20 protein-coding genes are annotated in these 20781 nt (G+C 69.1%); 9 read left to right on the forward strand and 11 right to left on the reverse strand.

Annotated features, from left to right (window positions below; translation table 11 throughout):
- The 3 genes from BST28156_RS32335 to BST28156_RS32345 form a co-directional block, all read right to left on the reverse strand.
- A partial coding sequence (locus BST28156_RS32335) for a phosphatase PAP2 family protein (protein WP_174904367.1) occupies positions 1–708 on the reverse strand: 708 nt, incomplete at its 3' end.
- On the reverse strand, positions 705–2474 hold the full coding sequence (locus BST28156_RS32340) for a bifunctional alpha/beta hydrolase/class I SAM-dependent methyltransferase (RefSeq protein WP_174904368.1): 1770 nt from the start codon (positions 2472–2474) through the stop codon (positions 705–707). The genes BST28156_RS32335 and BST28156_RS32340, both read right to left, overlap by 4 nt.
- A 59-nt stretch (positions 2475–2533) precedes the next feature.
- Positions 2534–3139 carry a CDP-alcohol phosphatidyltransferase family protein gene (locus tag BST28156_RS32345; protein ID WP_174904369.1) on the reverse strand — a complete coding sequence of 202 codons (606 nt, stop codon included), beginning with the start codon at positions 3137–3139 and terminating at the stop codon, positions 2534–2536.
- A gap of 446 nt (positions 3140–3585) precedes the next feature.
- Here BST28156_RS32345 and BST28156_RS32350 point away from each other — a divergent pair, with 446 nt between their 5' ends.
- The 4 genes from BST28156_RS32350 (at position 3586) to BST28156_RS32365 (ending at position 7044) form a co-directional block, all read left to right on the forward strand.
- Entirely contained in the window at positions 3586–4215 is a 630-nt protein-coding gene (locus tag BST28156_RS32350) for a lysophospholipid acyltransferase family protein (protein ID WP_060242012.1), read from the forward strand.
- A gap of 34 nt (positions 4216–4249) precedes the next feature.
- Positions 4250–5179, forward strand: coding sequence for a phosphatidate cytidylyltransferase (locus BST28156_RS32355; RefSeq protein WP_060242009.1), 930 nt, complete (start codon positions 4250–4252; stop codon positions 5177–5179).
- 53 nt (positions 5180–5232) lie between these two features.
- Positions 5233–6024: a response regulator transcription factor gene (locus BST28156_RS32360; protein ID WP_174904370.1), complete on the forward strand. Its 792-nt coding sequence runs from the start codon at positions 5233–5235 to the stop codon at positions 6022–6024.
- A 198-nt stretch (positions 6025–6222) separates the two neighbouring features.
- Complete coding sequence (locus BST28156_RS32365) at positions 6223–7044, forward strand: carbon-nitrogen hydrolase family protein (protein WP_174904371.1); 822 nt, start codon at positions 6223–6225, stop codon at positions 7042–7044.
- 33 nt (positions 7045–7077) lie between these two features.
- On the opposite strand, the gene BST28156_RS32370 is transcribed toward BST28156_RS32365, so the two are convergent.
- The 3 genes from BST28156_RS32370 to BST28156_RS32380 are packed head-to-tail and all read right to left on the reverse strand — an operon-like array spanning position 7078 to position 10086.
- Positions 7078–7389 carry an AtuA-related protein gene (locus BST28156_RS32370; protein WP_174904372.1) on the reverse strand — a complete coding sequence of 104 codons (312 nt, stop codon included), beginning with the start codon at positions 7387–7389 and terminating at the stop codon, positions 7078–7080.
- The gene (locus BST28156_RS32375) at positions 7389–8747 is read right to left on the reverse strand and encodes an acyclic terpene utilization AtuA family protein (protein WP_174904373.1); all 1359 of its coding nucleotides are present in this window, start codon (positions 8745–8747) and stop codon (positions 7389–7391) included. Before BST28156_RS32375 ends, BST28156_RS32370 begins: the two co-directional genes overlap by 1 nt.
- A gap of 40 nt (positions 8748–8787) precedes the next feature.
- Entirely contained in the window at positions 8788–10086 is a 1299-nt protein-coding gene (locus tag BST28156_RS32380; RefSeq protein ID WP_060242000.1) for a CitMHS family transporter, read from the reverse strand.
- A 97-nt stretch (positions 10087–10183) separates the two neighbouring features.
- Between BST28156_RS32380 and BST28156_RS32385 the strand changes: the two genes are divergently transcribed.
- The gene (locus BST28156_RS32385; protein ID WP_174904374.1) at positions 10184–11077 is read left to right on the forward strand and encodes a LysR family transcriptional regulator; all 894 of its coding nucleotides are present in this window, start codon (positions 10184–10186) and stop codon (positions 11075–11077) included.
- Between the two features lie 57 nt (positions 11078–11134).
- Here the strand turns inward: BST28156_RS32385 and BST28156_RS32390 are convergent, their stop codons facing one another.
- Positions 11135–11728 carry a flavin reductase family protein gene (locus BST28156_RS32390; protein WP_174904375.1) on the reverse strand — a complete coding sequence of 198 codons (594 nt, stop codon included), beginning with the start codon at positions 11726–11728 and terminating at the stop codon, positions 11135–11137.
- Between the two features lie 233 nt (positions 11729–11961).
- Here BST28156_RS32390 and BST28156_RS32395 point away from each other — a divergent pair, with 233 nt between their 5' ends.
- On the forward strand, positions 11962–12756 hold the full coding sequence (locus BST28156_RS32395) for a carboxymuconolactone decarboxylase family protein (RefSeq protein WP_174904376.1): 795 nt from the start codon (positions 11962–11964) through the stop codon (positions 12754–12756).
- A gap of 15 nt (positions 12757–12771) precedes the next feature.
- Here BST28156_RS32395 and BST28156_RS32400 read toward each other — a convergent pair whose 3' ends face one another.
- From BST28156_RS32400 to BST28156_RS32415, 4 genes are read right to left on the reverse strand one after another with little or no spacing between them, the layout of a single operon-like run.
- Complete coding sequence (locus BST28156_RS32400; RefSeq protein ID WP_060241993.1) at positions 12772–13524, reverse strand: hypothetical protein; 753 nt, start codon at positions 13522–13524, stop codon at positions 12772–12774.
- 23 nt (positions 13525–13547) lie between these two features.
- The gene (locus BST28156_RS32405) at positions 13548–16124 is read right to left on the reverse strand and encodes a TonB-dependent siderophore receptor (protein WP_174904377.1); all 2577 of its coding nucleotides are present in this window, start codon (positions 16122–16124) and stop codon (positions 13548–13550) included.
- Between the two features lie 53 nt (positions 16125–16177).
- On the reverse strand, positions 16178–17164 hold the full coding sequence (locus tag BST28156_RS32410; protein ID WP_174904378.1) for a FecR domain-containing protein: 987 nt from the start codon (positions 17162–17164) through the stop codon (positions 16178–16180).
- 3 nt (positions 17165–17167) lie between these two features.
- The gene (locus BST28156_RS32415; RefSeq protein WP_174904379.1) at positions 17168–17677 is read right to left on the reverse strand and encodes a sigma-70 family RNA polymerase sigma factor; all 510 of its coding nucleotides are present in this window, start codon (positions 17675–17677) and stop codon (positions 17168–17170) included.
- Positions 17678–17716: 39 nt separating this feature from the next.
- On the opposite strand from BST28156_RS32415, the gene BST28156_RS32420 reads away from it, so the two are divergent.
- The 3 genes from BST28156_RS32420 to BST28156_RS32430 all read left to right on the forward strand — a co-directional run.
- Entirely contained in the window at positions 17717–17992 is a 276-nt protein-coding gene (locus BST28156_RS32420; protein WP_174904380.1) for a hypothetical protein, read from the forward strand.
- Between the two features lie 318 nt (positions 17993–18310).
- The gene (locus tag BST28156_RS32425) at positions 18311–19471 is read left to right on the forward strand and encodes a porin (protein WP_174904381.1); all 1161 of its coding nucleotides are present in this window, start codon (positions 18311–18313) and stop codon (positions 19469–19471) included.
- 409 nt (positions 19472–19880) lie between these two features.
- Positions 19881–20781: lytic transglycosylase domain-containing protein (locus BST28156_RS32430; RefSeq protein ID WP_174904382.1), on the forward strand; the 901-nt coding region annotated here is incomplete at its 3' end.

The following is a 20781-nucleotide window of genomic DNA, read 5'->3' on the forward strand; positions in this document are numbered from 1 at the left end:
ATAGCGGCGCGCGAGCCGGCGGCCGGCCGCGCCCGGCGCCGCAGCGGCGTCCGGCAGGCGGCCCGCCGCATCGCGCAGCGGAAACAGGAACAGCGCGAGGCAACCGACCGCCGCGCCGGTCGGCACGTCGATCGCATGATGCTGGTAGGTCGTCAGCACCGACACGCCGATCGCCGCGAACCACAGATGCAGCACGCCGCGCGCCAGCGTGCCGCGCAGATGCTGCGCATAGACGGCCCACAGCACGACGAGCAGCCCGATATGCAGCGACGGCGCCTGGTTGTACGGCTTGTCGAAGCCCATCAGCAGCGTGAATAGCGCGCCGGCGACGCCGCCTGCGTCGGGCCGCTCGAAGCCGAAGCGCAGCGGCCACGCGATGAAGCACGCGACCGACACCAGCTGCACGGTCAGCAGCCGCTTCACGTGATCGAGCAAGTCGTCGCGGCGCGTCCAGAACAGGAACGACAGCGCATACAGCAGGTCGATCGACCAGTACGGGACGATCGTCCACGGCACGAACGGGATCGCGTGCTCCCAGCCGAACGCGAAGGTCGGCACCGCCGCGCGACGCGCGGCGAGCCAGTTCGCGAACCCGTAGGTGGAGAAGAACACGGCGCCCATCGCCGCGAGCCAGCCGATGCGCAGCGCGAGCGACGCCTCGGACGCGGGCGCGGCCAGCCCGCGCGCGTCGCCGCCGAGTTCGCTCATGACGCGTCGACCCGCTGCGCGATGCTCACCGTGAAGATGCCCATCTCGTCGATCCGCTGGTCGAGCTTGCGAAAGCCCGCGCGCGCGACCAGCTCGTCCATCTCGGCCTGCGAGCGGCGGCGCATCACCCAGGTCGCGTCGCCGCGATGATTGTTCAGCGCCCGCGCGATGAATTCGAGCTGCGGATGCCACGGCTGCCCCGTATAGACCAGATAGCCGCCCGGCGGCACCGATTGCGCGAGCCCGCGCAGCGAGCGCTCGATCAGCGCGTTCTCGCCGAACAGCTCGTACAGGCCCGACACGATCGCGAGCGTCGGGCGCGGCTCGAGCGCCGCGAGCGACGCCTCGTCGAACGCGTCGCCGCGCTCGAAGCGCGCGATCGGCTCGAGGCCGCGCTGCGCGATCAGCACGCGCCCGGCCTCGACGTTCGGCGGGCTGTAGTCGCGCAGCGTGATGTCGTCGGGCGCCGCGCCGTCGCGCTCGGCCGCCGTCGCGATCGCGTCGAGCACGTAGCGCCCGTGCCCGGCGGCGATGTCGACGATCCGCACCGGCTCGCCGTGGCCGCGCAGCCGGCCGATCGCCGCGCCGATCAGTTCCTGCAGATGGAGCTTGCGCTGGCGGATGCCGATCCAGCCCGGCGAATCGAGATACGTGCGGTCGATCAGCCGGCCGATGCCGAAGCGCCCTTGCGCCTGGTTGCGATACACGTAGTCGAGCGTCGAGCCCGAATCGAAGCCGAGCCGCAGCCCGAGCGCGATGCCGTCCGACAGCGCGCCGCCCGCTTTCAGGCCCGCGCGCGTGATCGCCCAGTACGCGCGTGCGAACGGATTCGCGGGCGGCTTGCCGAGCGCCGCGTATTCGTCGTGGAACGCGCCGCGCCGGTCGGCGTCGGCGAGCGACACGCGCGGGCTCGGCGCGTCGAATTCGCGCAGCACGAACGCGCGCAGCGGCGCGAGCGCCTGCGCACGATCGCGTTCGCCGAGCGTGTCGTGATAGAAGCCCGGCAGCACGATGCGCTCCTTGCGCGCCGACCCGAGCCGCTCGAAGAAACGGTCCTGCGGGCCGCGATGCACGACCCAGTCGGCGCCCGAGATCAGCAGCTGCGTCGGCACCGTGATCGCGGCCGCGTCGGCGACGATCCGCTGCGCGGTGTCGTGCAGGTCGAGCAGCATGTTGACCGCGATCGGCCGCGTGATCAGCGGATCGGCCGCGTAGCTCGCGATCCGTTCGGGATCGTGCGTGAGGAATTTCGGCTTCACGTAGCTGTTCACGTAGAACAGCCCGCGCAGCTTGTGCATCAGCCGCAGGCCCGGCCGCGCGAACGGCACATAGAGCTTGATGTGGAAGGCCGGCGATGCGGCGACGAGGCAGCGGATCGGCGGCGCGTAGTCGTGCACCCAGGCCGCCGCGAGCACCGCGCCGACGCTCTGGCCGACCACCGCGATGTCTTCGATCGCGATGCCGTACGTGTCGCGGATATGTTCGACGAAGGTCTGCAGGTCGCGCACCGATGCGGCCGCGCTCGGGCTGTAGCCGCGCGCGCCGGGCGAACGGCCGTGGCCGCGCGCGTCCCACGCGAAGAACGCGAATTCGGGCAGGTCGAGTTCGTCGACGAGGTGCGCGACGCGCGCCGAATGCTCGTGGCCGCGGTGCAGCAGCACGATCGCGCCGCGGCAGCGTGCGCCCGTGGCGGGCCAGTGACGATAGAACAGCGATTCGCCGTCATGCGTGGCGAAGTCCGCCTCGCGGGCAATGCGTGCGTTCATTGGATCTCTCTCGTTTCGTTATTCGAATCATGTTGCGCCGCCCTCCGGCGCATCCTGCGTCAACCGCCCTGCTCGGCGATGCCGGCCTGCACGCGCCGCACCACGGTCACGATCGACAGCACGATCAGCAGCCGCCACAGCCACGCGGCGACGCTGCCGACCGGCAGACCGAGGCCGATCCACAGCGCGAACGCGCCGAGTGCCAGCGCGCGGTCGCTCTTGCCGAACGGGCCGTCGTAGCGGCGGCTCGCGCCGACCAGCGGGCCGATCAGCCCCGCGCATTCGACGATCACCGCCGTCAGCGCGAACAGCCAGACGTCCGCCGGAGCGAATGCCGGAATCGCGAGAAACGGCAGCACCAGCGCGACATCGGACACGATATCGCCGAGTTCGTTCAGATACGCGCCGAGCGTGCTCTTCTGCCCGTGCTCGCGCGCGAGCATCCCGTCGATCGCGTTGAGCGCCATGCGCGCGAACAACCACAGCGGAATCAGCAGGAACAGCACGCGGGCGAATACGCCGAGCCCCGCGAGCGCACCGACGACGATCGAGCCGCCGGCCGCGAACAGCGTGACCTGGTTGGCGGTGACGCCGCGTTCGGCAAGGGAGTCCGCGAACGGCCGCAGACGGTTCTGGAATTTGGGTTTGAGTGCGTAGAGGCTCATCGTTTTATTCGCACGTCACGTCCGGACGCATTAACCGCCGCGATGCCCCGCGCGGCGAAACGGCCATCGGCAACCTTCATTGGACGGACATAATCGTCGCCGAGCGGCCCCGATGCGTCAAGCACGCGAGCGGCGCGGCAATCTGGCGTTTTTCGCGGAAACTCGCGATAATCCGCTGGCCCGAGCGCAGCGCAATCCATTCGAACTGCAAACGGGCGCGCGTGCAACAGCCGACCACCCCGCCGCCGACCGGCGAGTTCGCCGCGCACGCAATCGCGTGCGCCGACGAACCGTCCGATTATCGCGGACTTGCGACAGGCAGCCACGAATTTGAAAAAACTTAAACATGGGCCGTCCGGCGCGCATCCAGCGGCGCCGGCATACCGGGATCCCGTCCGCCGCGACCGCGCGGCAGGCCGGGCATGCGAGCTGGAGGGGCGCCGCCGATGAACATCCTGAACGTCTGGCAGCGCGATTTCCTGCTGTCGATCGTGCGTCTCGTCGCCGGTGCATACCCGGTCTGGCATCAGGCGCCGCCGTCGCCGACGCAGAAAATCTACTTCTCGAACCATACGAGCCATATCGACACGCTCGCGATCCTCGCGGCGCTGCCGCGCGACGTGCGCGCGGTCGTGCGGCCGGTCGCCGCGCGCGACTACTGGGACAGCGGCGACCTGAAGCGGCACATCGCGCAGAAGCTGCTGAACGTCGTGCTGATCGACCGCCACCGCGAATCGGGCGGCGATCCGCTCGACCCGGTGCGCGACGCACTGCGCCAGGGCCACTCGATCATCATCTTCCCCGAAGGCACGCGCGGCGCCGAGGTGCTGCCGCAGCCGTTCAAGAGCGGGCTGTTCCATCTCGCGACCGAATTCCCGGACGTTGCGCTCGCACCCGTCTATCTCGAAAACCTGCAGCGCATCATGCCGAAGGGTGCGATCTGGCCCGTGCCGCTGATCTGCAAGGTGCACTTCGGCGCGAACGAACAGCTGGGCGACCACGAGGAAAAGGCGAGCTTCCTCGCCCGGATGCGCGACGCGATCGTCGCGCTCGCGCCGCAGCGGCCTGCGGGCTGAGCGCGGCGCGCCCTTCTTCTCTTCGGATATCCACATGCGAACTCTCTTCTGGGAACTGGTCGCGGGCGTCACGGGCGTGCTCGTCGTCGCGACCGTGATCGGCGCGATCCTCGGCGCGCGCAGCGGCGGCACCAGCGCGACGATCGTCAACCTGAACCAGCGCATCCGCGCGTGGTGGGCGATGATCGCGATCATGGTGATCGCGATCGGCCTCGGCAACCACGTCACCTATTTCGTGTTCGCGGTGCTGTCGTATCTGACGCTGCGCGAATTCATCACGCTGACGCCGACCACCGCGAGCGATCACACGACGCTGTTCATCGCGTTCTTCATCGCGATTCCCGTGCAATACCTGCTGCTTGGGATCAACTGGTACGGGATGTACTCGATCTTCGTGCCGGTGCACCTGTTCTTCGCGATGTCGCTCGTGTCGGCGCTCACGCAGGACACGCGCGAGTTCCTGAGCCGCAACGCGAAGATCAACTGGGCGCTGATGGTGTGCGTGTACGGGCTGAGCCATGCGCCGGCCGTGCTGATCCTCGACATCCCGCACTACACCGGGCAGAACGCGCTGCTGCTGTTCTTCTTCCTGCTCGTCGTGCAGATCAGCGACGTGCTGCAGTATGTCGTCGGCAAGCTGTTCGGGCGGCGCAAGATCGCGCCGCGGCTGTCGCCGTCGAAGACGGTCGAGGGCTTCATCGGCGGCGGCCTGCTCGCGACGCTGTGCGGCGCGTCGCTGTATCGCGTGACGCCGTTCAGCTTCGGCGCCGCGTTCGGCATCTCGCTCGCGATCGTGATCGCGGGCTTCGTCGGCGGGCTCGTGCTGTCGGCCGTCAAGCGCTCGCTCGGCACGAAGGACTGGGGCTCGATGATCGCCGGCCACGGCGGGATGCTCGATCGCGTCGACTCGATCTGCTTCGCCGCGCCGGTGTTCTTCCACCTGGTCCGTTATCTGTACGTGTGACGCGTCGCGCGGCACCGCAAGCGCGCCGGATCCGGCCCGACACGAACACCCCCATGAACCTGAGCTTGCAGGATGTCGCATGGCACCGGTCGGTCGGGCGGCTCATCGAGTCGCTCGACCAGCCGGGCTTCTGGCTGGCGCTGGTCCGGCTGATCGAGGAATACGTCGCGATCGACAGCTGGGTCGCGCTGATGTTCGGCGACGGCCGCCCGCGCGTGTTCGCCGAATGCCCGTACGAAGGCGGCGGCCCCGACCCGCTGTTTCGCGACTACGTGCAGGGCCTGTACCTGCTCGACCCGTTCTACATCGCGAACCGCGACGCGCCGAAAAGCGGGCTGTTCCGGCTGTCCGACGTCGCGCCCGAGTGCTTTCGCGACACCGAGTACTACACGCTCTACTTCACGCACAACGTCGTCGAGGACGAAGTGCAGTACAACGTCGTGCTCGACGACGCGCGCACGCTGTGCCTGTCGCTCGGCAGCAAGCGGCGCTTCGGCCCCGAGGCGGTCGCGCTGCTCGACCTGATGCGGCCGTGGGTGGCCGCGCTGATGCGGCAGCGCCTCGCGTTCGAGCGCGCGCCGGACCAACCGGCGCCGCCGAAGCGGCCCGGCGGACCGGACCGCTTCGAACAGGCGATGGCGCGCCTCGGCACGCCGCTCACCGCGCGCGAACTCGACGTGATCCGGCTGATCCTGAGTGGCCGCTCGAACAAGGAAGTCGCGCACAAGCTGGCGATTTCGGCGGAAACGGTCAAGGTGCACCGGCGCAACATCTACGGCAAGCTCGGCATCAACTCGCAGTCGGAGCTGTTTTCGCTGTTCCTGAAGGCCCAGACCGATGCGTGACACGCGAGGCGGCGAAACGGAAGGTCCTCGCGCGAAGCGCGGCCGGTTTTCGCACGATCGATATGCCTGCCGGCACCAATCCGCGCTCACCCCGATCGCGGGCCGCGAGCGCCATACCCCCGACGGGTTAACGCGTCGGCGGGATGGGAAAACGGGCCGGTCGGCGCATACTGGCGGCTGTCTACCGAGGGAACGCCCATGAAACTGAAGCTCGACATCGTCCAGCTCGCGGGTCGCGACGGCGACACGCGCTACAACCTGCAACGCGTGCTGGACGCGATCGCGGCCTGCGCGCCCGGCACCGATATCGTGATGTTCCCGGAAGCGCAGCTCACCGGCTTTCTCGATCCGTCCAACCTCGCCGCATGCGCGGAACCGCTCGACGGCCCGAGCGTCACGGCGGTCGCGGCCGCCGCGCGCGAACGCGATGTTGCGGTGGTGGTCGGCCTGATCGAGAACGACGGCGGCCGCTTCTACAACACGACCGTGTTCGTCACGCCGGACGGCATCGCGCTGCGCTATCGCAAGACCCACCTGTGGGTGACCGAGCGCGGCGTCGTGCTGCCCGGCGACCGCTACGCGACCGTCGAATGGCGCGGCGTGCGGATCGGCCTGCTGATCTGCTACGACAGCGAGTTTCCGGAAAGCGGCCGCGCGCTCGCCGAACTCGGCGCGCAACTGATCCTCGTCACCGACGGCAACATGGAGCCCTACCGCTACGTGCACCGCACGTCGGTGTCGGCGCGCGCGATGGAAAACCAGGTGTTTGCGGTCGTCGCGAACCGCGTCGGCGACAGCACGCACGACGTCGTGTTCGCGGGCGGCAGCCTCGCGGTCGATCCGTTCGGCAACGTGCTGTTCGAAACCGGCGCGGTCGAATCCCGCCATGCGGTCGAACTCGACTTCGACCAGCTTGCCGCGGCGCGCGCGGTGTACGACTACCGGAAGGATCAGCGGCTGCGCGTAAACGGCGAACGCATCGAGTATCCGGACGGGCGACGCGAGTTGCTGATCCCGTGACGGCGCGTGTCGCGATCGGGCGGCATCGGATCCCTACGCAGGGTCCGGCACATCGATCGCGAGCAGCGCCGAACTGACCGACTTGCCGTGCGCGTCGAGTGCGAGCGAGCGTGTGACGCCGCCGCCGAGCGCATCGCGCAGCACGAAGTTGAACGCGCCGAGCGCCGGCAGTTCGTACCGCACGACGTCGCCGTGCACGATGCCGGCGAGCCATGCCTTCACGGCGTCGGCGCCCAGATGCGTGCGCAGATGCTCGTAGTGGCGCGGATCGCGGCAGATCACCGACACGTTCAGCGTATTGCCCTTGTCGCCCGTGCGCGCATGCGCGAGTTCACGCAGCTTCATCACGCCTCCACGAAAGAAAACGACGGCTGCACCGCGTCGCGCGGCAACAGCACCGACTGCACCGCGATCACCTCGCGGGTCGACTTGAACGCGCCGCCGCCGCCGGCCGGCCCGTTGGTGTACAGCGTCTCGACCTCGTTGCCGATGCGCGCCGCCTCGTCGGCGCTCGCCGCGCGGCCGGCCACCCGCACGCGCACCTCGGCCGGCTCGCCGCGCGCCGCCGATGCGGTCTCGCCATACAGCGAATCGACGCCGATCAGGTCGAAGCGCAACTCGGTCGCGGCCACCCGTGTCAGCGCGAGCCGCTCGCGAACGATCTCCAGCGCGAGCCGCGCCCGCGCGAGCGCGCCCGGGCCGCCGTACGAAATCTGCCCTTCGCCGATATGCCCGTCGACATACGCGACCGACGCCTTCAGCGTATCGGGCCGTGCGGCGCCGCGCCCGCCCGTCACGCGCACGCGGTCCGGCGCCTCCTCCACGACGGCCGCCTGCGTGAAATCCGCGACGACGTCGGGCTGCAGATAGCGGCCCGGATCGTGGATCTCGTACAGCAGCTGCTCCTTGCAGGTCGCCGCACTGACGCGGCCGCCCGCGTGCGGCACCTTGGTGATCACGACCGCGCCGTCGGCCGCGACCTCGCCGATCGGAAACCCGAGCCGCGCGAGATTCGGCACGTCCTTGTATCCGGGATCGGCGAAATATCCGCCCGTCACCTGCCCCGCGCATTCGAGCAGATGGCCGACCAGCGTCGCCTGCCCGAGCGTGTCCCAGTCGTCCATGCGCCAGCCGAACGCGTGGATCAGCGGCGCCGCGAACAGCGACGGATCGGCGACGCGGCCGGTCAGCACGACGTCCGCGCCGGCCGCCAGCGCGTCGACGAGCGGCGCGGCGCCGAGATACGCGTTCGCGGCGACGATGCGGTCGCGATACGCGGCGACTTCGTCGCCCGACTCCTCGAAGCGGAACGCGCCGCGCAGCACGACGTCGAGCACGTCGTCGCCTTCGACCGCCGCGACCTTCAGCGACGCGAAGCCGAGCGCGCGCGCGATCTGCGCGGTGCGCCGCGCGGCCGCGCGCGGGTTGGCCGCGCCCATGTTCGACACGATGCGCACGCCCCTGGGCACGGCGACCGGCAGCACCGCGCGCATCCGCGCGTCGAGCAGCGGATCGTAGCCGAGCGCCGGATCCTTGCGCCGCGCCTGCTGCGCGATCGCGATCGTGCGCTCGGCCAGGCATTCGAACACGAGATAGTCGAGCCGCCCGTGCTCGGCCAGCTCGACCGCAGGCTCGATGCGGTCGCCCGAGTAGCCGGCGCCCGCGCCGATGCGCACGCGCCGTGCGGGTTGGGTTGCGATCATGTGTGCCCCGTCATTCGTCAACGATTGCGATCCATGCGGATCAAAAGATGCCCAGCGCGACGCAGGCGATCGTCATCACGATCGATGCGCCGAACAGCAGCGGGAACGTGAATTTCTGGTGCTCGGCCAGCTCGATCCCGCACAGGCCGACGACGAGGAACGTCGCGGGCGTCAGCGGGCTGATCGGGAAGCCCGTCGTCATCTGGCCGAGCAACGCCGCCTGCCCGACGTGCACGGCCGGCACGCCGAGCTGGCCGGCCACCTCCGCGATCACCGGCAGCACGCCGAAATAGAACGAGTCCGGATCGAACAGCAGGCTCAGCGGCATCGATGCAATGCCGAGCGCCACCGGAATATGGCCGGCCATCGACGGCGGCACGAAGCCGACCGCCGCCTGCGCCATCGCCTTCAGCATGCCGCTGCCCTGCATGATGCCGGTAAACACGCCGGCCGCGAGCAGGATGCCGGCCATCATCAGCGCCGCGCGCGCATGCGCGTCGATGCGCTTCCTTTGCATGTCGACGTCCGGGTAGTTCACCATCAGCGCGATGCACAGCCCGACCATGAACATGATCGCCGGCGGAATCTTCTCGCCCATCACGACCATCGTGCCGAGCACGACGAGCGTCAGCACGAGGTTGAACCAGAACAGGTGCGGCCGGCGCAGCGCCTGCTCGTCGGGCGTCAGCTCGCGCTTCGGCAGCGGAATCGACGCGTCGCCGTGCGACAGGCCGAGCCGCTTCTCCTCGCGCCGTCCGAGCCAGTACGCGACGCCGAACACGAACACGAGGCCGATCGCCTGCACCGGAATCAGCGGGTTGAACAGCGCCGACACCGGCAGGTGCAGCGAGGCCGACGCACGAATCATCGGCCCCGTCCACGGCAGGAAGTTGATGCCGGCAGCCATCGACACGGCCGCGGCAAGCACGCGCCGGTCCATCTTCAGCCGGTCGTAGAGCGGCAGCACGGCCGGGATCGTCACCAGGAAGCAGACGGCGCCCGAGCCGTCGAGGTGGATCAGCAGCGCGAGCAGCGTCGTGCCCATCACGATCCGCGTCGGCCGCGTGCCGACCGCGCGCAGGATGCGGTCGATGATCGGGTCGAGCGTGCCGGCGTCGGTGATCGTGCCGAAATAGAGGATCGCGAACACGAACATCGCGACGACGGGCGCGAGCCCCTTCAGCCCGTCGACGACGAACTTGCTGGTCTGCAGCCCGAACCCGCCGATCAGCGACGCGGCGATCGGCACGACGATCAGCGCGACCAGCGGCGACATGCGTTTCGACAGGATCGCGGCAAGCAGCACGACGATCGTGACGAGCCCGAGTAACGGCAGCATCGGTGTCTCCTACCTTGTCTTTTGTTGGAGACGAGCGTAAGGTCGGCGCAGCGATAGCACAATTGAAATGATTTGATCGCAGCAATCACGAACCGTTATGGATCTGAATCTTCGCGACATTCGCGCGTTCGTCACGGTCGCGCAGGCCGGCAACTTCACGCGCGCGGCCGCGCGCCTGCACCTGTCGCAGCCCGCGCTGACCGTGCAGATCCGGCGGCTCGAGGAAATCGTCGGCGCGCGGCTGTTCGACCGCAACAGCCGCAGCGTCGCGCTGACGCAGACCGGGCGCGAACTGCTGCCGCTGCTGCAGCGCTCGCTCGACGACATGGAGCGCGTGCTGCGCGATGCGCGCGCGCTTGGCGAAGGCGCGAGCGGCACGGTGCGGCTCGCGTGCCTGCCGACTTTCGCGTCGAGCGTGCTGCCCGAACTGATCCAGTCGTTCCGGCGCGACGTGCCGCGCGCGCGCTTCGAGATCCGCGACGGCGTCGCGAGCCTCGTCACCGCGCTGGTGCGCAACGAGGAAGCCGATCTCGGGCTGACCGGCGGCGATGCGTTCGACCCGTCGCTGGAGGTGCTGTACACGGGTGCCGACCGGCTCGTCGCCGTGTGCCCGAAGCACCATCCGCTCGCGCGCAAGCGCCGCGTGACGACCGCCGACCTCGCCGGCGTGCCGCTCGTGCTGACCGCGCGCGGCACGAGCGTGCGCAGCGTCGTCGATGCGGCGCTCGACGCGGCCGGCTGCGCGCCCGACATCGCGTGCGAGCCGACCTACATGATGACGGCCGTCGCGATGGTGCGCGGCGGCCTCGGCGTGACGATCCTGCCCGCGACGGCGCGCGAGGTGCGTGCGGAGCCGGAGCTGGTCGCGAAGCCGATCGACGACGCCGCGTTCGTGCGGCCGATCGCGCTCGTCTGCAAGCGCGGCCGCACGCTGCCGCGCGTCGCGCACGCGTTCGTCGAATCGATGCTGGCGCAATTGCGGCGCACGTGAGCGGCGCGGCCGGCGGCGCGCCGCGTGATGCGTTCGCCGCGCGGCCGTTCCCGTCGTTTATTGCGCGTCCGGCTTGCCCGTGTCGACCGTCAGCGACTCGCCGATCGCATAGAAATTGCCGCCCGCGATGTAGTGCAGGCTGCGCAGCGCGGGATCGGCAGACTCGAAATACCAGTGGCCATCGCGAAACACGCGCGTGTCGGACCATGCGCCGACCACTTCGCCGATGAACAGGTCGTAGGCCTGCTGGTTGTGCGGCTCCGGGATCAGCCGGCATGCGAGCCAGCCGGAGCAGCCGGCGACGAACGGCAGGTCGTGGCCCGCGACGTCGAACAGCTCGACGCCCGCGTCGCGCAGCTTGTCGGGCCGCTCCGCGAGGCTGTGGGTGCCGACCGCGTGCGTGAGCCGCAGCTGCGCGGCGGTCGGCACCTGGATCACGAACCGGCCGCTGCGCTCGACGAGCTCGCGCGTCTTCGCGGACTTGTCGAGCACGACGGTCAGCTTCGGCGGCATGAAATCCAGCGCGCACGCCCAAGCGGCGGCCATCACGTTGTCGACGCCGTCGTGACGGGCCGACACGAGCACCGTCGGGCCATGGTTGAGCAGGCGGTAGGCTTTTTCGAGCGCCACCGGCGCGATGTGACTGTCCATGCGGATTCCTTCGAGAACGATGCGAGGCGTGCCGGCGCAGGATGCGCGCGGCAGCGATCCGCATTCTCGCACTCAATCGACGCCGGCGTGACCGCCCCGGCGCAGCGCCGTCATTCATGAATGCGCTTCATAAGCGTATGCGAACGGCGGGGATCGATCGGCGCGGCACTTCGGCCGACAATCGCGGTTCGCATTGCGCGTCGCTCGCGAAACCCGACGAACCGGAGCCGCGCATGAACCGGATTGCCGCGGACGTCCTGCCGCTTTCCCTGCTGCTGTCAGCCTGCACATCGATGAATACACCGCCTGTCACGCCCCGTTCCGCCACCGCCAACCCGCCGTCGCTCGCCGACCTGCGCGCCGTCGCACCCGCGCTCGCGGATTACGCGAGCGGCCTGCTGATGCACGATCTGTGGCAGCGCGCCGGCCTGTCGCCGCGCGATCGCAGCATCGTCACGGTATCCGCGCTGATCGCGCGCAACCAGACGGCCGAGCTGCCGCGGCAGCTGAATCTCGCGCTCGATCACGGCGTCGCGCCGCGCGAGATCGCCGAAATCGTCACGCATCTCGCGTTCTATGCGGGATGGGGCAACGCGATGGCGGCCGTGGTCGCCGCGAAGCCGGTGTTCGACGCACGCGGCATCGATCCGGCGCAGCTCGATCCGGAGACGGACCTGCCGCTGCCGCTCGACGAAGCGGCCGAGGCGCAACGCGAAGCCGTCGTCGCGCAGCACTTCGGCCACGTGGCGCCCGGCGTGCTGCACTACACGACCGCGCTGCTGTTCCGCGACCTGTGGCTGCGCGCCGGCCTCGCGCCGCGCGAGCGCAGCCTCGTGACCGTCAGCGCGCTGGTCGCGAACGGCCAGACCGCGCAGATTCCGTATCACCTGAACCGCGCGATGGACAACGGCCTCACGCGCGAACAGGCTGCCGAGGCACTCACGCAACTCGCGTTTCACGCCGGCTGGCCGAGCGCGTTCTCGGCGATGCCGGTCTTCGGCGACGTGTTCGCCGCGCGCGGCGACTGACGCGCGGCACGCGGATCAGCGACGCCCCGCCGCCCAGTCGATCGCCGCGTCGAACAGCGCGAGCCCGGCCGGCGACAGGTTGACGAACGTGTCGTTGTCGAGGAAGAACATCACGCGGCGCGCGGGCGCGAGCGCTTCGTAGTCCATCGTCGCGCCCTTCTCGTACGCGAAAATCGCGGCCTTGTCGGGCTGCCCGTACACGGTCGCGATCGTCGTCGCGCCGAGTCCCGGCTTGCCCCAGCTCATCGGCGCCTGTTTGCCGTACACGTCGGTCACGCCGGCCGGCAGCCCGGCCGCGACCGGATGCGGTGCGTTGACGAGCCACAGATAGCGCTCCTTGCCGGTTTCGCCGAAATCGACATCGTGCCGCTTGCCCGTCATCGCCAGGTCGTCGAGCAGGTCGTTCTCCCACGTGACGAGCGGCTTGTCGAGCGTGCGCCAGCCGGGCCGCACGTTCTTCGACGACACGGTCGACGAGATCACGACCAGGTCGGCGTCGCGCGCCGCATCGGGCGTCGCGTTCTCGTCGATCAGGCGCACCGCGTAGCCGCGCTCGCCGAGATGCCGCACGACCTGTTCGTCGATCTTCAGGTTCGGGCCGCGCAGCTGCACGAGCATCGCGATGCGCGTGACGGCGGCCGGCGCATCGGCCGCGACTGCGGGCGCGGGCACGCCGACACCCAAACCTGCGGCCAGCGCCAGCGCGGAGCCTGCGATCGCACGCAGCGTGCGGCGCCGCGCGCCGCCGGTTTTCATCTTCCGGTTCATCGGTATGTTCTCCGAAGGTGTGCTCAGAACTGCAGCGTGGTGAGCAGCGACACCTGTCGCGCATCGCCGATCGCGACGAAATAGCGGTTCGCGCTCGACGGGTAGTACGTGCGGTTGAACAGGTTCTTCACGTTGAGCTGGAACGACAGCTTCTGCTTGCCGATCCGCGTGTCGTAGGTCGCGAACGCGTCGGCGAGCACGTACGACGGCAGCGTGAAGCTGTTCGCCGAATCGCCGGGCCGCGCGCCGACGTAGCGCGTGGCCGCGCCGATGCGCAGGTCGTCGCCGCCCGCGAGCGGGCCGACGTCGTAGACGGCCGCGAGCGACGCCGTATGGCGTGCGACGTTCCACAGCCAGTTGCCCGCGTAGAGCGGATCGTCGACGGTCTTCGCGTCGATGTACGCATAGCTCGCGATCACGTTCACGCGCTCGCCGAGCTTGCCCGACACGTCGAGCTCGATCCCGCGCGAGCGCGCCTTGCCCGACGTGCGCCAGTCGGTCAGCTTCGTCGCGTCGTTGTACTGCGACACGAGCACGTTCTTCTTGTCGATGTTGAACAGCGCGAGCGAACCCGTGATGCCGCCCGGCAAGTCGAGCTTGCCGCCCACTTCCCATGCGGTCGCCTCCTCGGGCGGCGTCGCGGCGTCGATCACGTAGCCGGACGCCAGCGGCGCGATCGACGACGACGGCTTCAGCGACTGCGAATAGCTGCCGTACAGCGAGAACGTGTCGGTCCACTTGTAGACGACGCCCGCGCGCGGCAGCCACTTCGAGCCGCTCAGGTCGGTGTTCGCCTTGAACGGCCGGCCGCGCCCCGCGACCTGGTTGTAGGTGATGTAGCGCACGCCGCCCGACACGATCCACTTGTCGGTCAGGTGAATCGTGTCCTGCACGAACGCGGACGCATCGTGCAGCGTGTCGGTCTGGTCGCTGTCGCTCGCGGACACCGTGCTCGACGGCGACAGCAGCCCGTATACCGGATCGACATAGCTGAACGTCGTGTTCACGGCCTGCCGCAGCATGTCCTTGCGGTAGATGCGGCGGTACTCGGTGTCGAAACCGACCTGCACGTCGTGCCGCATCCCCGCGAGCGTCAGCTTGCCGTTCACGTAGCCGATCCCGTAGCTGTCGGTGCTCAGCGAGCCGTGCGTCGCGTCGTTGCTGCGCGACAGCGTGCCCGTCGCCGGATCGACGCCGGTCGTGCGCAGCTGGTTCGCATCGTAGGTCTCGCGGTTGTAGCTGTAGCCGACATGCGCGCTCCAGTCCGCGTCGAACTGGTGATCGACGCTCAGCTGTGCGAGATGCGATTCGCCGTCCATGTTGTTGAACGGCTCGTCGATGCGCCGCCGCGCGGGAATGTCGAGCGGCGCGTTGGTGCGCGGGTCGAGCGCGGTGCCACGGTCGAACGGCGAGTGGAATTTCCGGTACTCGTACGACACCACCACCTGCGTGTCGCGGCCGTACCATGCGAGCGACGGCGCGACGAAGGTCTGCCGGTATTCGCCGAAATTGCGCCAGTACTGCTCGTTCGACTGATCGACGATCAGCCGGTACGCGAGCCGCGAATCGCCGATCGGGCCCGTCGAGTCGAACGTCGCGCTGCCGCCGTTCTTCCCGTGCCCGAACGTCGATGCGCCCAGCGACACCGCGTTGTAGCGCGTGAGCTGCGGCTGCTTGCCGACGACGTTGACGACGCCGCCCGGGTCCATCAGCCCGTACAGCAGCGCCGTCGGCCCCTTCAGCACCTCGACGCTGTCGGTCGCCGCGTTGAACGAACGTCCCTGCACGACCGGCATCCCGTTGTGCATGATCGAGCCGTCGCGGTTGTCGCCGAAGCCGCGCTTCATGATCGTGTCCTGCGTGCCCGCGAGCGTGTTGCCCTGCGTGATGCCGCTGACGTTGCCGAGCGCATCGTCGAGATTGCGCGGGCGCTGGTCGCGCAGCACCTGCGCGGGCACGACGGTGACGGCCTGCGCGGTGTCGAGCAGCGGCGTCTCCGCGCGCAACACGCCCGCTTCCTTCGGCGGCCGGTAGCTTTCGGCGCGCAGCGCGCTGCTGCGCACGGCGATGGTCGGCAGTTCGGTCCCGCCCGCCGCGCCGGTCGCCGCGGGCGGCGCGGCCGACCCGTTCGCGCGCATCAGCGTGTAGCCGCCGCCCGGCTGTCGCAGCGCAACGAGCCCCGTGCCGGCCAGCAGCCGGTCGAGCGCGCCGTCGACGTCGAACCGGCCGTGCACGCCGCCGCTCGTCAGGCCGGCCGTCAGCTCGGCCGGGAACGCGAGCAGAATGCCCGCGTCGCGCCCGAAGCGGTTGAGCGCCCCTTCGAGCGGGCCGGCCGGGATGTCGAAGCTGCGACGCGGCGCGCGCTGTGCGGCGGGCGACGCGTCGGCGTCGGTATCGGCCAGCGCGGGCAACGGCAGCAGTGCCGATACCAGCACGGCGCCGGCCAGCCGGCGGGCGAAGCGGTTCGGGGCGACGGCCGCGGCGCGCGAGGTGCGCGGCAGCGGCCGGACGGGCGCCGGACGGCGCCGATATGCAAGACGGATGGAAACCATGATCGGGGTGTCGGTGGACGATGGGCGAGTGCTGCTTTCACTACCCATGTCACGCGAACATCGGAAAACAGCTCAGGTCGGCGAAAAAAATTTCGGCAGGATCACGAACGGACCGGCACGACCGTCGCCCAGTAGCGCGTCACGTACTCGACGTCGATCGGCAGGGTCGCCTTCAGCGTATCGAGCACGCGCTCGGGATCGTCGAGCGGATAGGTGCCCGACACGCGCAGGTCGGCGACGGCGGGATCGCAGCGCAGGCGGCCGCTGCGGTAGCGGTCGAGCTCGGCGACGAGGTCCGCCATGCGCATCCGCGATGCGACGAGCATCCCGGTCGTCCACGCGGACGCATACGCGTCGAGCGGCGCCGACGCAGCGATCGCGTCGCGCGTGAAATCGGCGCCGTCGCCGGCCGCGACCACGCGCGCGCCGGCGGCCGCGTTCGCCGGCTGCACGCGCACCGTGCCCGCGAACACCTCGACGCGCGTCGCGCCGTCGCGTTGCCGCACCGCGAAGCGCGTGCCGAGCGGCCGCAGCTCGCCCTGCCCGGTCGCGACCAGCAGCGGCCGCACGCGCGCAGGGTCGTCGTGACCGCTCGTCACCATGATCGTGCCGCGCAGCAGGCGCAGGCGGCGCGCGGCCGCGTCGAAGCGCACGTCGAGCGCGGTATCGGTGTCGAGCACGACGACCGTGCGATCCGCGAGCGTCACCGTGCGCCGCTCGCCGACCGCGGTGCGCAGGTCCGCCTGCAGGATCGCCCAGCGGCGCGCGGGATCGGCCATCCACGCGGCGCCGCCCGCGAACAGCAGCACGGCCAGCGTCTTCACGGCGCTGCGACGGCGGCCCGAACGCGGCGGCAGCAGCGCGGCGCGCGCGGCCTGCGTGTCGAGTCCGGCCGCGAGCTGGCCGAAGCGGCCCTGCATCGTTTCGATATGGCGCCACGCGGCATCGTGCGCGGGGTCTTCCGCGCGCCAGCGCGCGAGCGCGGCCGCGAACGCGGCGTCCGTGCGGCCGGCCTGCAGGTCGACCCACCACTCGACCGCGCGGCGCGCGATGTGCGGCGCCACCGCCGGGGCTCCCGTCATCGCCATCGCTCAGGCCGCCATCGCGAAGAAACACTGCGCGCCGGCCTTCACCAGATGACGCTTGACCGTCGCGAGCGACACGCCGAGTTCGCGCGCGATCTCGGCCTGCGTGAGCCCGTCGAGCTGCGCGAGCAGGAACGCGCGCTTCGCGGCGACCGGCAGGCCGTCGAGCAACCGGTCGATCTCGAGCAGCGTCTCGAGCAGCACCGCCCGCTCCTCCGGCGACGGCGCAACCGCTTCGGGACGCTGGGCCAGTGCGTCGAGATACGCGCGCTCGAGCTGCTCGCGCCGCCAGTGGTTGAACAGTACGCGCTGCGCGACCGTGGTCAGGAATGCGCGCGGCTCGTCGGCGCCGATCGGCTCGTCGCGCGCGAGCAGCCGCATGAACGTGTCGTGCGCGAGATCGGCCGCGCGATGCGCGCAGCCGAGCTTGCGGCTCAGCCAGCCGCGCAGCCACGCATGATGGCCGGCGTACAGGGCGTCGATTTCTCGATGGAGGGACAGCTTGTCAGCAGACATGGCCGGGTTCCGGACGCTCGGGCGCGAGCAATTTTGTAAATGAGAATGATTATTATATACAAAAATAAGCTGGCAACCGTCGCCTCGATGTCGCGTCGGCCGGACGTCGACGCAAGCTTTCGAGATACGTCGCGGCGCAACGACGGCGTCATCGCGGAACGCGGCAGCCGCGATGCGGACGTCCCGTCCAACCCGGTCCGGACGCCCGACCGCGACCTCGCGGCGTGCCTGAAAAATAGGCAACCGGAGCCCGCGTCGAAGCGTGGTTGCCCGTCCCTGCTCGATGAACGCAGGCCTCTGGCGCCGCGCCTTTAACATAATCACTACATCGTTGCGCACTCAATTCATTCAATAATCCATTGACGAATTGATGACAATGCCGCCATCGATGTAATTCAACAGAAAATCTCAAGAAATTATAACGAAAGTGGTAATTTTCAATATTGATACAGCGGATTTAAAAAACGATTGATACGCATTTGGCAATAGTTCAAATCCCTCAACAGAGATTGCCGCAGAACGTTCCTGTCTGCTTTATGTAACAAAAGAGAATTTCATTTTTGCCGTTCCGGCGCGCGTCTGTAGTCTCCTGCCATTCCGGTTGACGAATAAAGCCATGCGCAAGGAGATGAAATGAAACTCACCCGCCTCTCTCTGATTTCCCTCGCGTCGCTCGCGGCGATGCCGGTCGCGCACGCGCAGTCGAGTGTCACGCTGTACGGCGTGATCGATACGTCGATTACTTATGTGAATCATGCGCAGGGCAAGGACAATGCGTGGCTGCTCGGCAACAGCAGCGCGGGCAACCTCGCCGGCAGCCGCTGGGGCGTCAAGGGCACCGAGGACCTCGGCGGCGGCCTGAAGGCGCTGTTCCAGCTCGAGAACGGCTTCGACCCGAGCAACGGGCGCCTCGGCCAGAGCGGCCGGATGTTCGGCCGGCAGGCGTTCGTCGGCCTGACGAGCGAGCGCTTCGGCACGGTCACGCTCGGCCGCCAGTACGATCCGCTGGTCGACCTCGTGCAGGGCATCACCGCCGACAACTATCTCGGCAGCGTGTTCGCGACGCCGGGCGACGTCGACAACTACGACAACAGCTTCCGCGTCGACAACGCGGTGAAGTACACGTCGCCGCTGATCTCGGGCCTGCAGTTCTCGGCGATGTACTCGTTCGGCGGCATCGCCGGCAGCACCGGCTCGGCGCAGTCGTATTCGGCGGCCGTGTCGTACAGCAACGGTCCGCTGAGCGTCGCCGGCGGCTACTTCCACGCGACCAACAGCCCCGCGTCGAACGGCCTGCGCGACGGCTGGACCAGTTCATCGGACGGCACCTTCGACGGGCCGATCAACAACGGCTACGCGAGCGCGCACTCGATCGGCATCGCGCGCGTCGCCGGCCAGTACGTCGCCGGCCCGTTCACGTTCGGCCTCGGCTACAGCAACGCGCAGTACCGGCGCGACGCCAGCTCGGTGTTCGGCTCGAACGAGCACTACAACACCGGGCAGGGCTTCGTGAACTACCAGGCGACCAACGCGCTGCTGGTCGGCGTCGGCTACAGCTACACGCGCTCGGGCGGCGACACGTCGGCGACCTATCACCAGGTGTCGGCCGGCGCGGACTACAGCCTGTCGAAGCGCACCGACGTGTACCTGACCGCCGCGTACCAGCACGCGAGCGGCCAGACCGGCGACGGTTACGGCGGCACGATGGCCGCGCAGGCGTCGATCGGCTCGTACGGTTATGCGGGCACCAGCTCGCAGACGATCGTCAATCTCGGCCTGCGTCACCGCTTCTGATCCGGCACGGCCGGCCGCGCACGCCGGCCGCCGCGTTCATCGGCAACGCGTCGCGGCTTCGGCCGCGATCGCGCGGGTCGATCGCGGACGGCTGCGCGTCCGGGTCGAGCGGAGCCCGCCCCGCTCGTCGCCGATGCCGAGCCACGCGCAGCCGCGCTGACTCGCGTCCCAGCCCGCGTGATGCCGCTGCCGCAACGATGCCGCGCATTGCTTCGCAGCAGAGATCGCCTCGATGGTTTTCGCCCGACGGGCGGCCATTTTTACCGATCCGCGGCGTCGCGCCGCCGGTCCCGCGCGTGCGCAAATGCAAAGGAAAGTTTGACGCGAGCCATTTGTCTGCGCGCTATGGCACACTTCGCGTCTGCGTAATTTCCTTGCATCGGGCGGCCGGATCCCGCCCCATCCTGCCATGCCGTGTCAGACAGCCCGTTCGCTCAGCCGTGAAACGCTGAAAATCGCCTCGACGCTCGCGATGTCGGCCGCGTTGCACGGCGTCGCGCGGGCCGACTGTCTCGACGACGCGGCCGCGTTCCAGCACGTGAGCGTCAGCCTGCTGCGCGGCATCGCGCAGGTCGAATCGGGCATGAATCCGAATGCCGTCAATACCAACACGAACGGCACGGTCGACATCGGCCTGATGCAGATCAACAGCACGTGGCTGCCGACGCTCGCGCGCGAAGGCATCACGCAGCAGAGCCTGTTCGATGCGTGCACCAACGCGTATGTCGGCGCGTGGATCCTGTCGCAGAACATCCGCCAGCTCGGCCCGAACTGGAACGCGATCGGCGCATACAACTCCGCGTCGCCCGACAAGCGCCTCGTGTATGCACGCAAGGTCTATGATGCAATCCGGACCATGCCGGATTCGCCGGATACTCCCATGCCCATCCTTCCGCCGTCCTTCACGCCGCCGCAACAGGCGTACAACCCGTTCGCGAGCCTGAGCGCACCGGCGCCGCAGGTGACGCGCCCGCGCACCATCGCATCGCCTGCTGCCATACCCGCCCCGCCGCCGGGCGGCCCGGCCGGCCCCGCCGGCGCGTACAACTTCGGATGGACGGTCACCGGCGCGGACCAGGCGAAACCGACCCAGGTGTTCGACGACGGCGCGCGGATCTACGTGCAGTTCAGCGACATGAAGCATGTGCCGGCGATCTTCACCGAAACGTCGGCCGGCCGCGTGCTGATGTCGTGGGAGCTGCAGTTTCCATACGCCGTTCTGACGCGTCCCGCGCAAACGTTAATCTTCCAGCTCGGGCCGTTCGAGGCGCGCGCGCAGCGCGGCGGCGCGGGCACGGCCGGCGCGACCG

This window comes from Burkholderia pseudomultivorans, assembly GCF_902499075.1.
Taxonomy (GTDB): Bacteria; Pseudomonadota; Gammaproteobacteria; order Burkholderiales; family Burkholderiaceae; genus Burkholderia; species Burkholderia pseudomultivorans.

Coding starts and splice junctions, on each gene's coding strand:
- BST28156_RS32365 (WP_174904371.1), top strand. CDS start 6,223: ATGAAACTGAAGCTCGACATCGTCCAGCTCGCGGGTCGCGACGGCGAC.
- BST28156_RS32415 (WP_174904379.1), bottom strand. CDS start 17,677: ATGTCTGCTGACAAGCTGTCCCTCCATCGAGAAATCGACGCCCTGTAC.
- BST28156_RS32405 (WP_174904377.1), bottom strand. CDS start 16,124: ATGGGTAGTGAAAGCAGCACTCGCCCATCGTCCACCGACACCCCGATC.
- BST28156_RS32425 (WP_174904381.1), top strand. CDS start 18,311: ATGAAACTCACCCGCCTCTCTCTGATTTCCCTCGCGTCGCTCGCGGCG.
- BST28156_RS32380 (WP_060242000.1), bottom strand. CDS start 10,086: ATGCTGCCGTTACTCGGGCTCGTCACGATCGTCGTGCTGCTTGCCGCG.
- BST28156_RS32420 (WP_174904380.1), top strand. CDS start 17,717: ATGAGAATGATTATTATATACAAAAATAAGCTGGCAACCGTCGCCTCG.
- BST28156_RS32355 (WP_060242009.1), top strand. CDS start 4,250: ATGCGAACTCTCTTCTGGGAACTGGTCGCGGGCGTCACGGGCGTGCTC.
- BST28156_RS32385 (WP_174904374.1), top strand. CDS start 10,184: ATGGATCTGAATCTTCGCGACATTCGCGCGTTCGTCACGGTCGCGCAG.
- BST28156_RS32410 (WP_174904378.1), bottom strand. CDS start 17,164: ATGGCGATGACGGGAGCCCCGGCGGTGGCGCCGCACATCGCGCGCCGC.
- BST28156_RS32350 (WP_060242012.1), top strand. CDS start 3,586: ATGAACATCCTGAACGTCTGGCAGCGCGATTTCCTGCTGTCGATCGTG.
- BST28156_RS32375 (WP_174904373.1), bottom strand. CDS start 8,747: ATGATCGCAACCCAACCCGCACGGCGCGTGCGCATCGGCGCGGGCGCC.
- BST28156_RS32345 (WP_174904369.1), bottom strand. CDS start 3,139: ATGAGCCTCTACGCACTCAAACCCAAATTCCAGAACCGTCTGCGGCCG.
- BST28156_RS32400 (WP_060241993.1), bottom strand. CDS start 13,524: ATGAACCGGAAGATGAAAACCGGCGGCGCGCGGCGCCGCACGCTGCGT.
- BST28156_RS32370 (WP_174904372.1), bottom strand. CDS start 7,389: ATGAAGCTGCGTGAACTCGCGCATGCGCGCACGGGCGACAAGGGCAAT.
- BST28156_RS32340 (WP_174904368.1), bottom strand. CDS start 2,474: ATGAACGCACGCATTGCCCGCGAGGCGGACTTCGCCACGCATGACGGC.
- BST28156_RS32360 (WP_174904370.1), top strand. CDS start 5,233: ATGAACCTGAGCTTGCAGGATGTCGCATGGCACCGGTCGGTCGGGCGG.
- BST28156_RS32395 (WP_174904376.1), top strand. CDS start 11,962: ATGAACCGGATTGCCGCGGACGTCCTGCCGCTTTCCCTGCTGCTGTCA.
- BST28156_RS32390 (WP_174904375.1), bottom strand. CDS start 11,728: ATGGACAGTCACATCGCGCCGGTGGCGCTCGAAAAAGCCTACCGCCTG.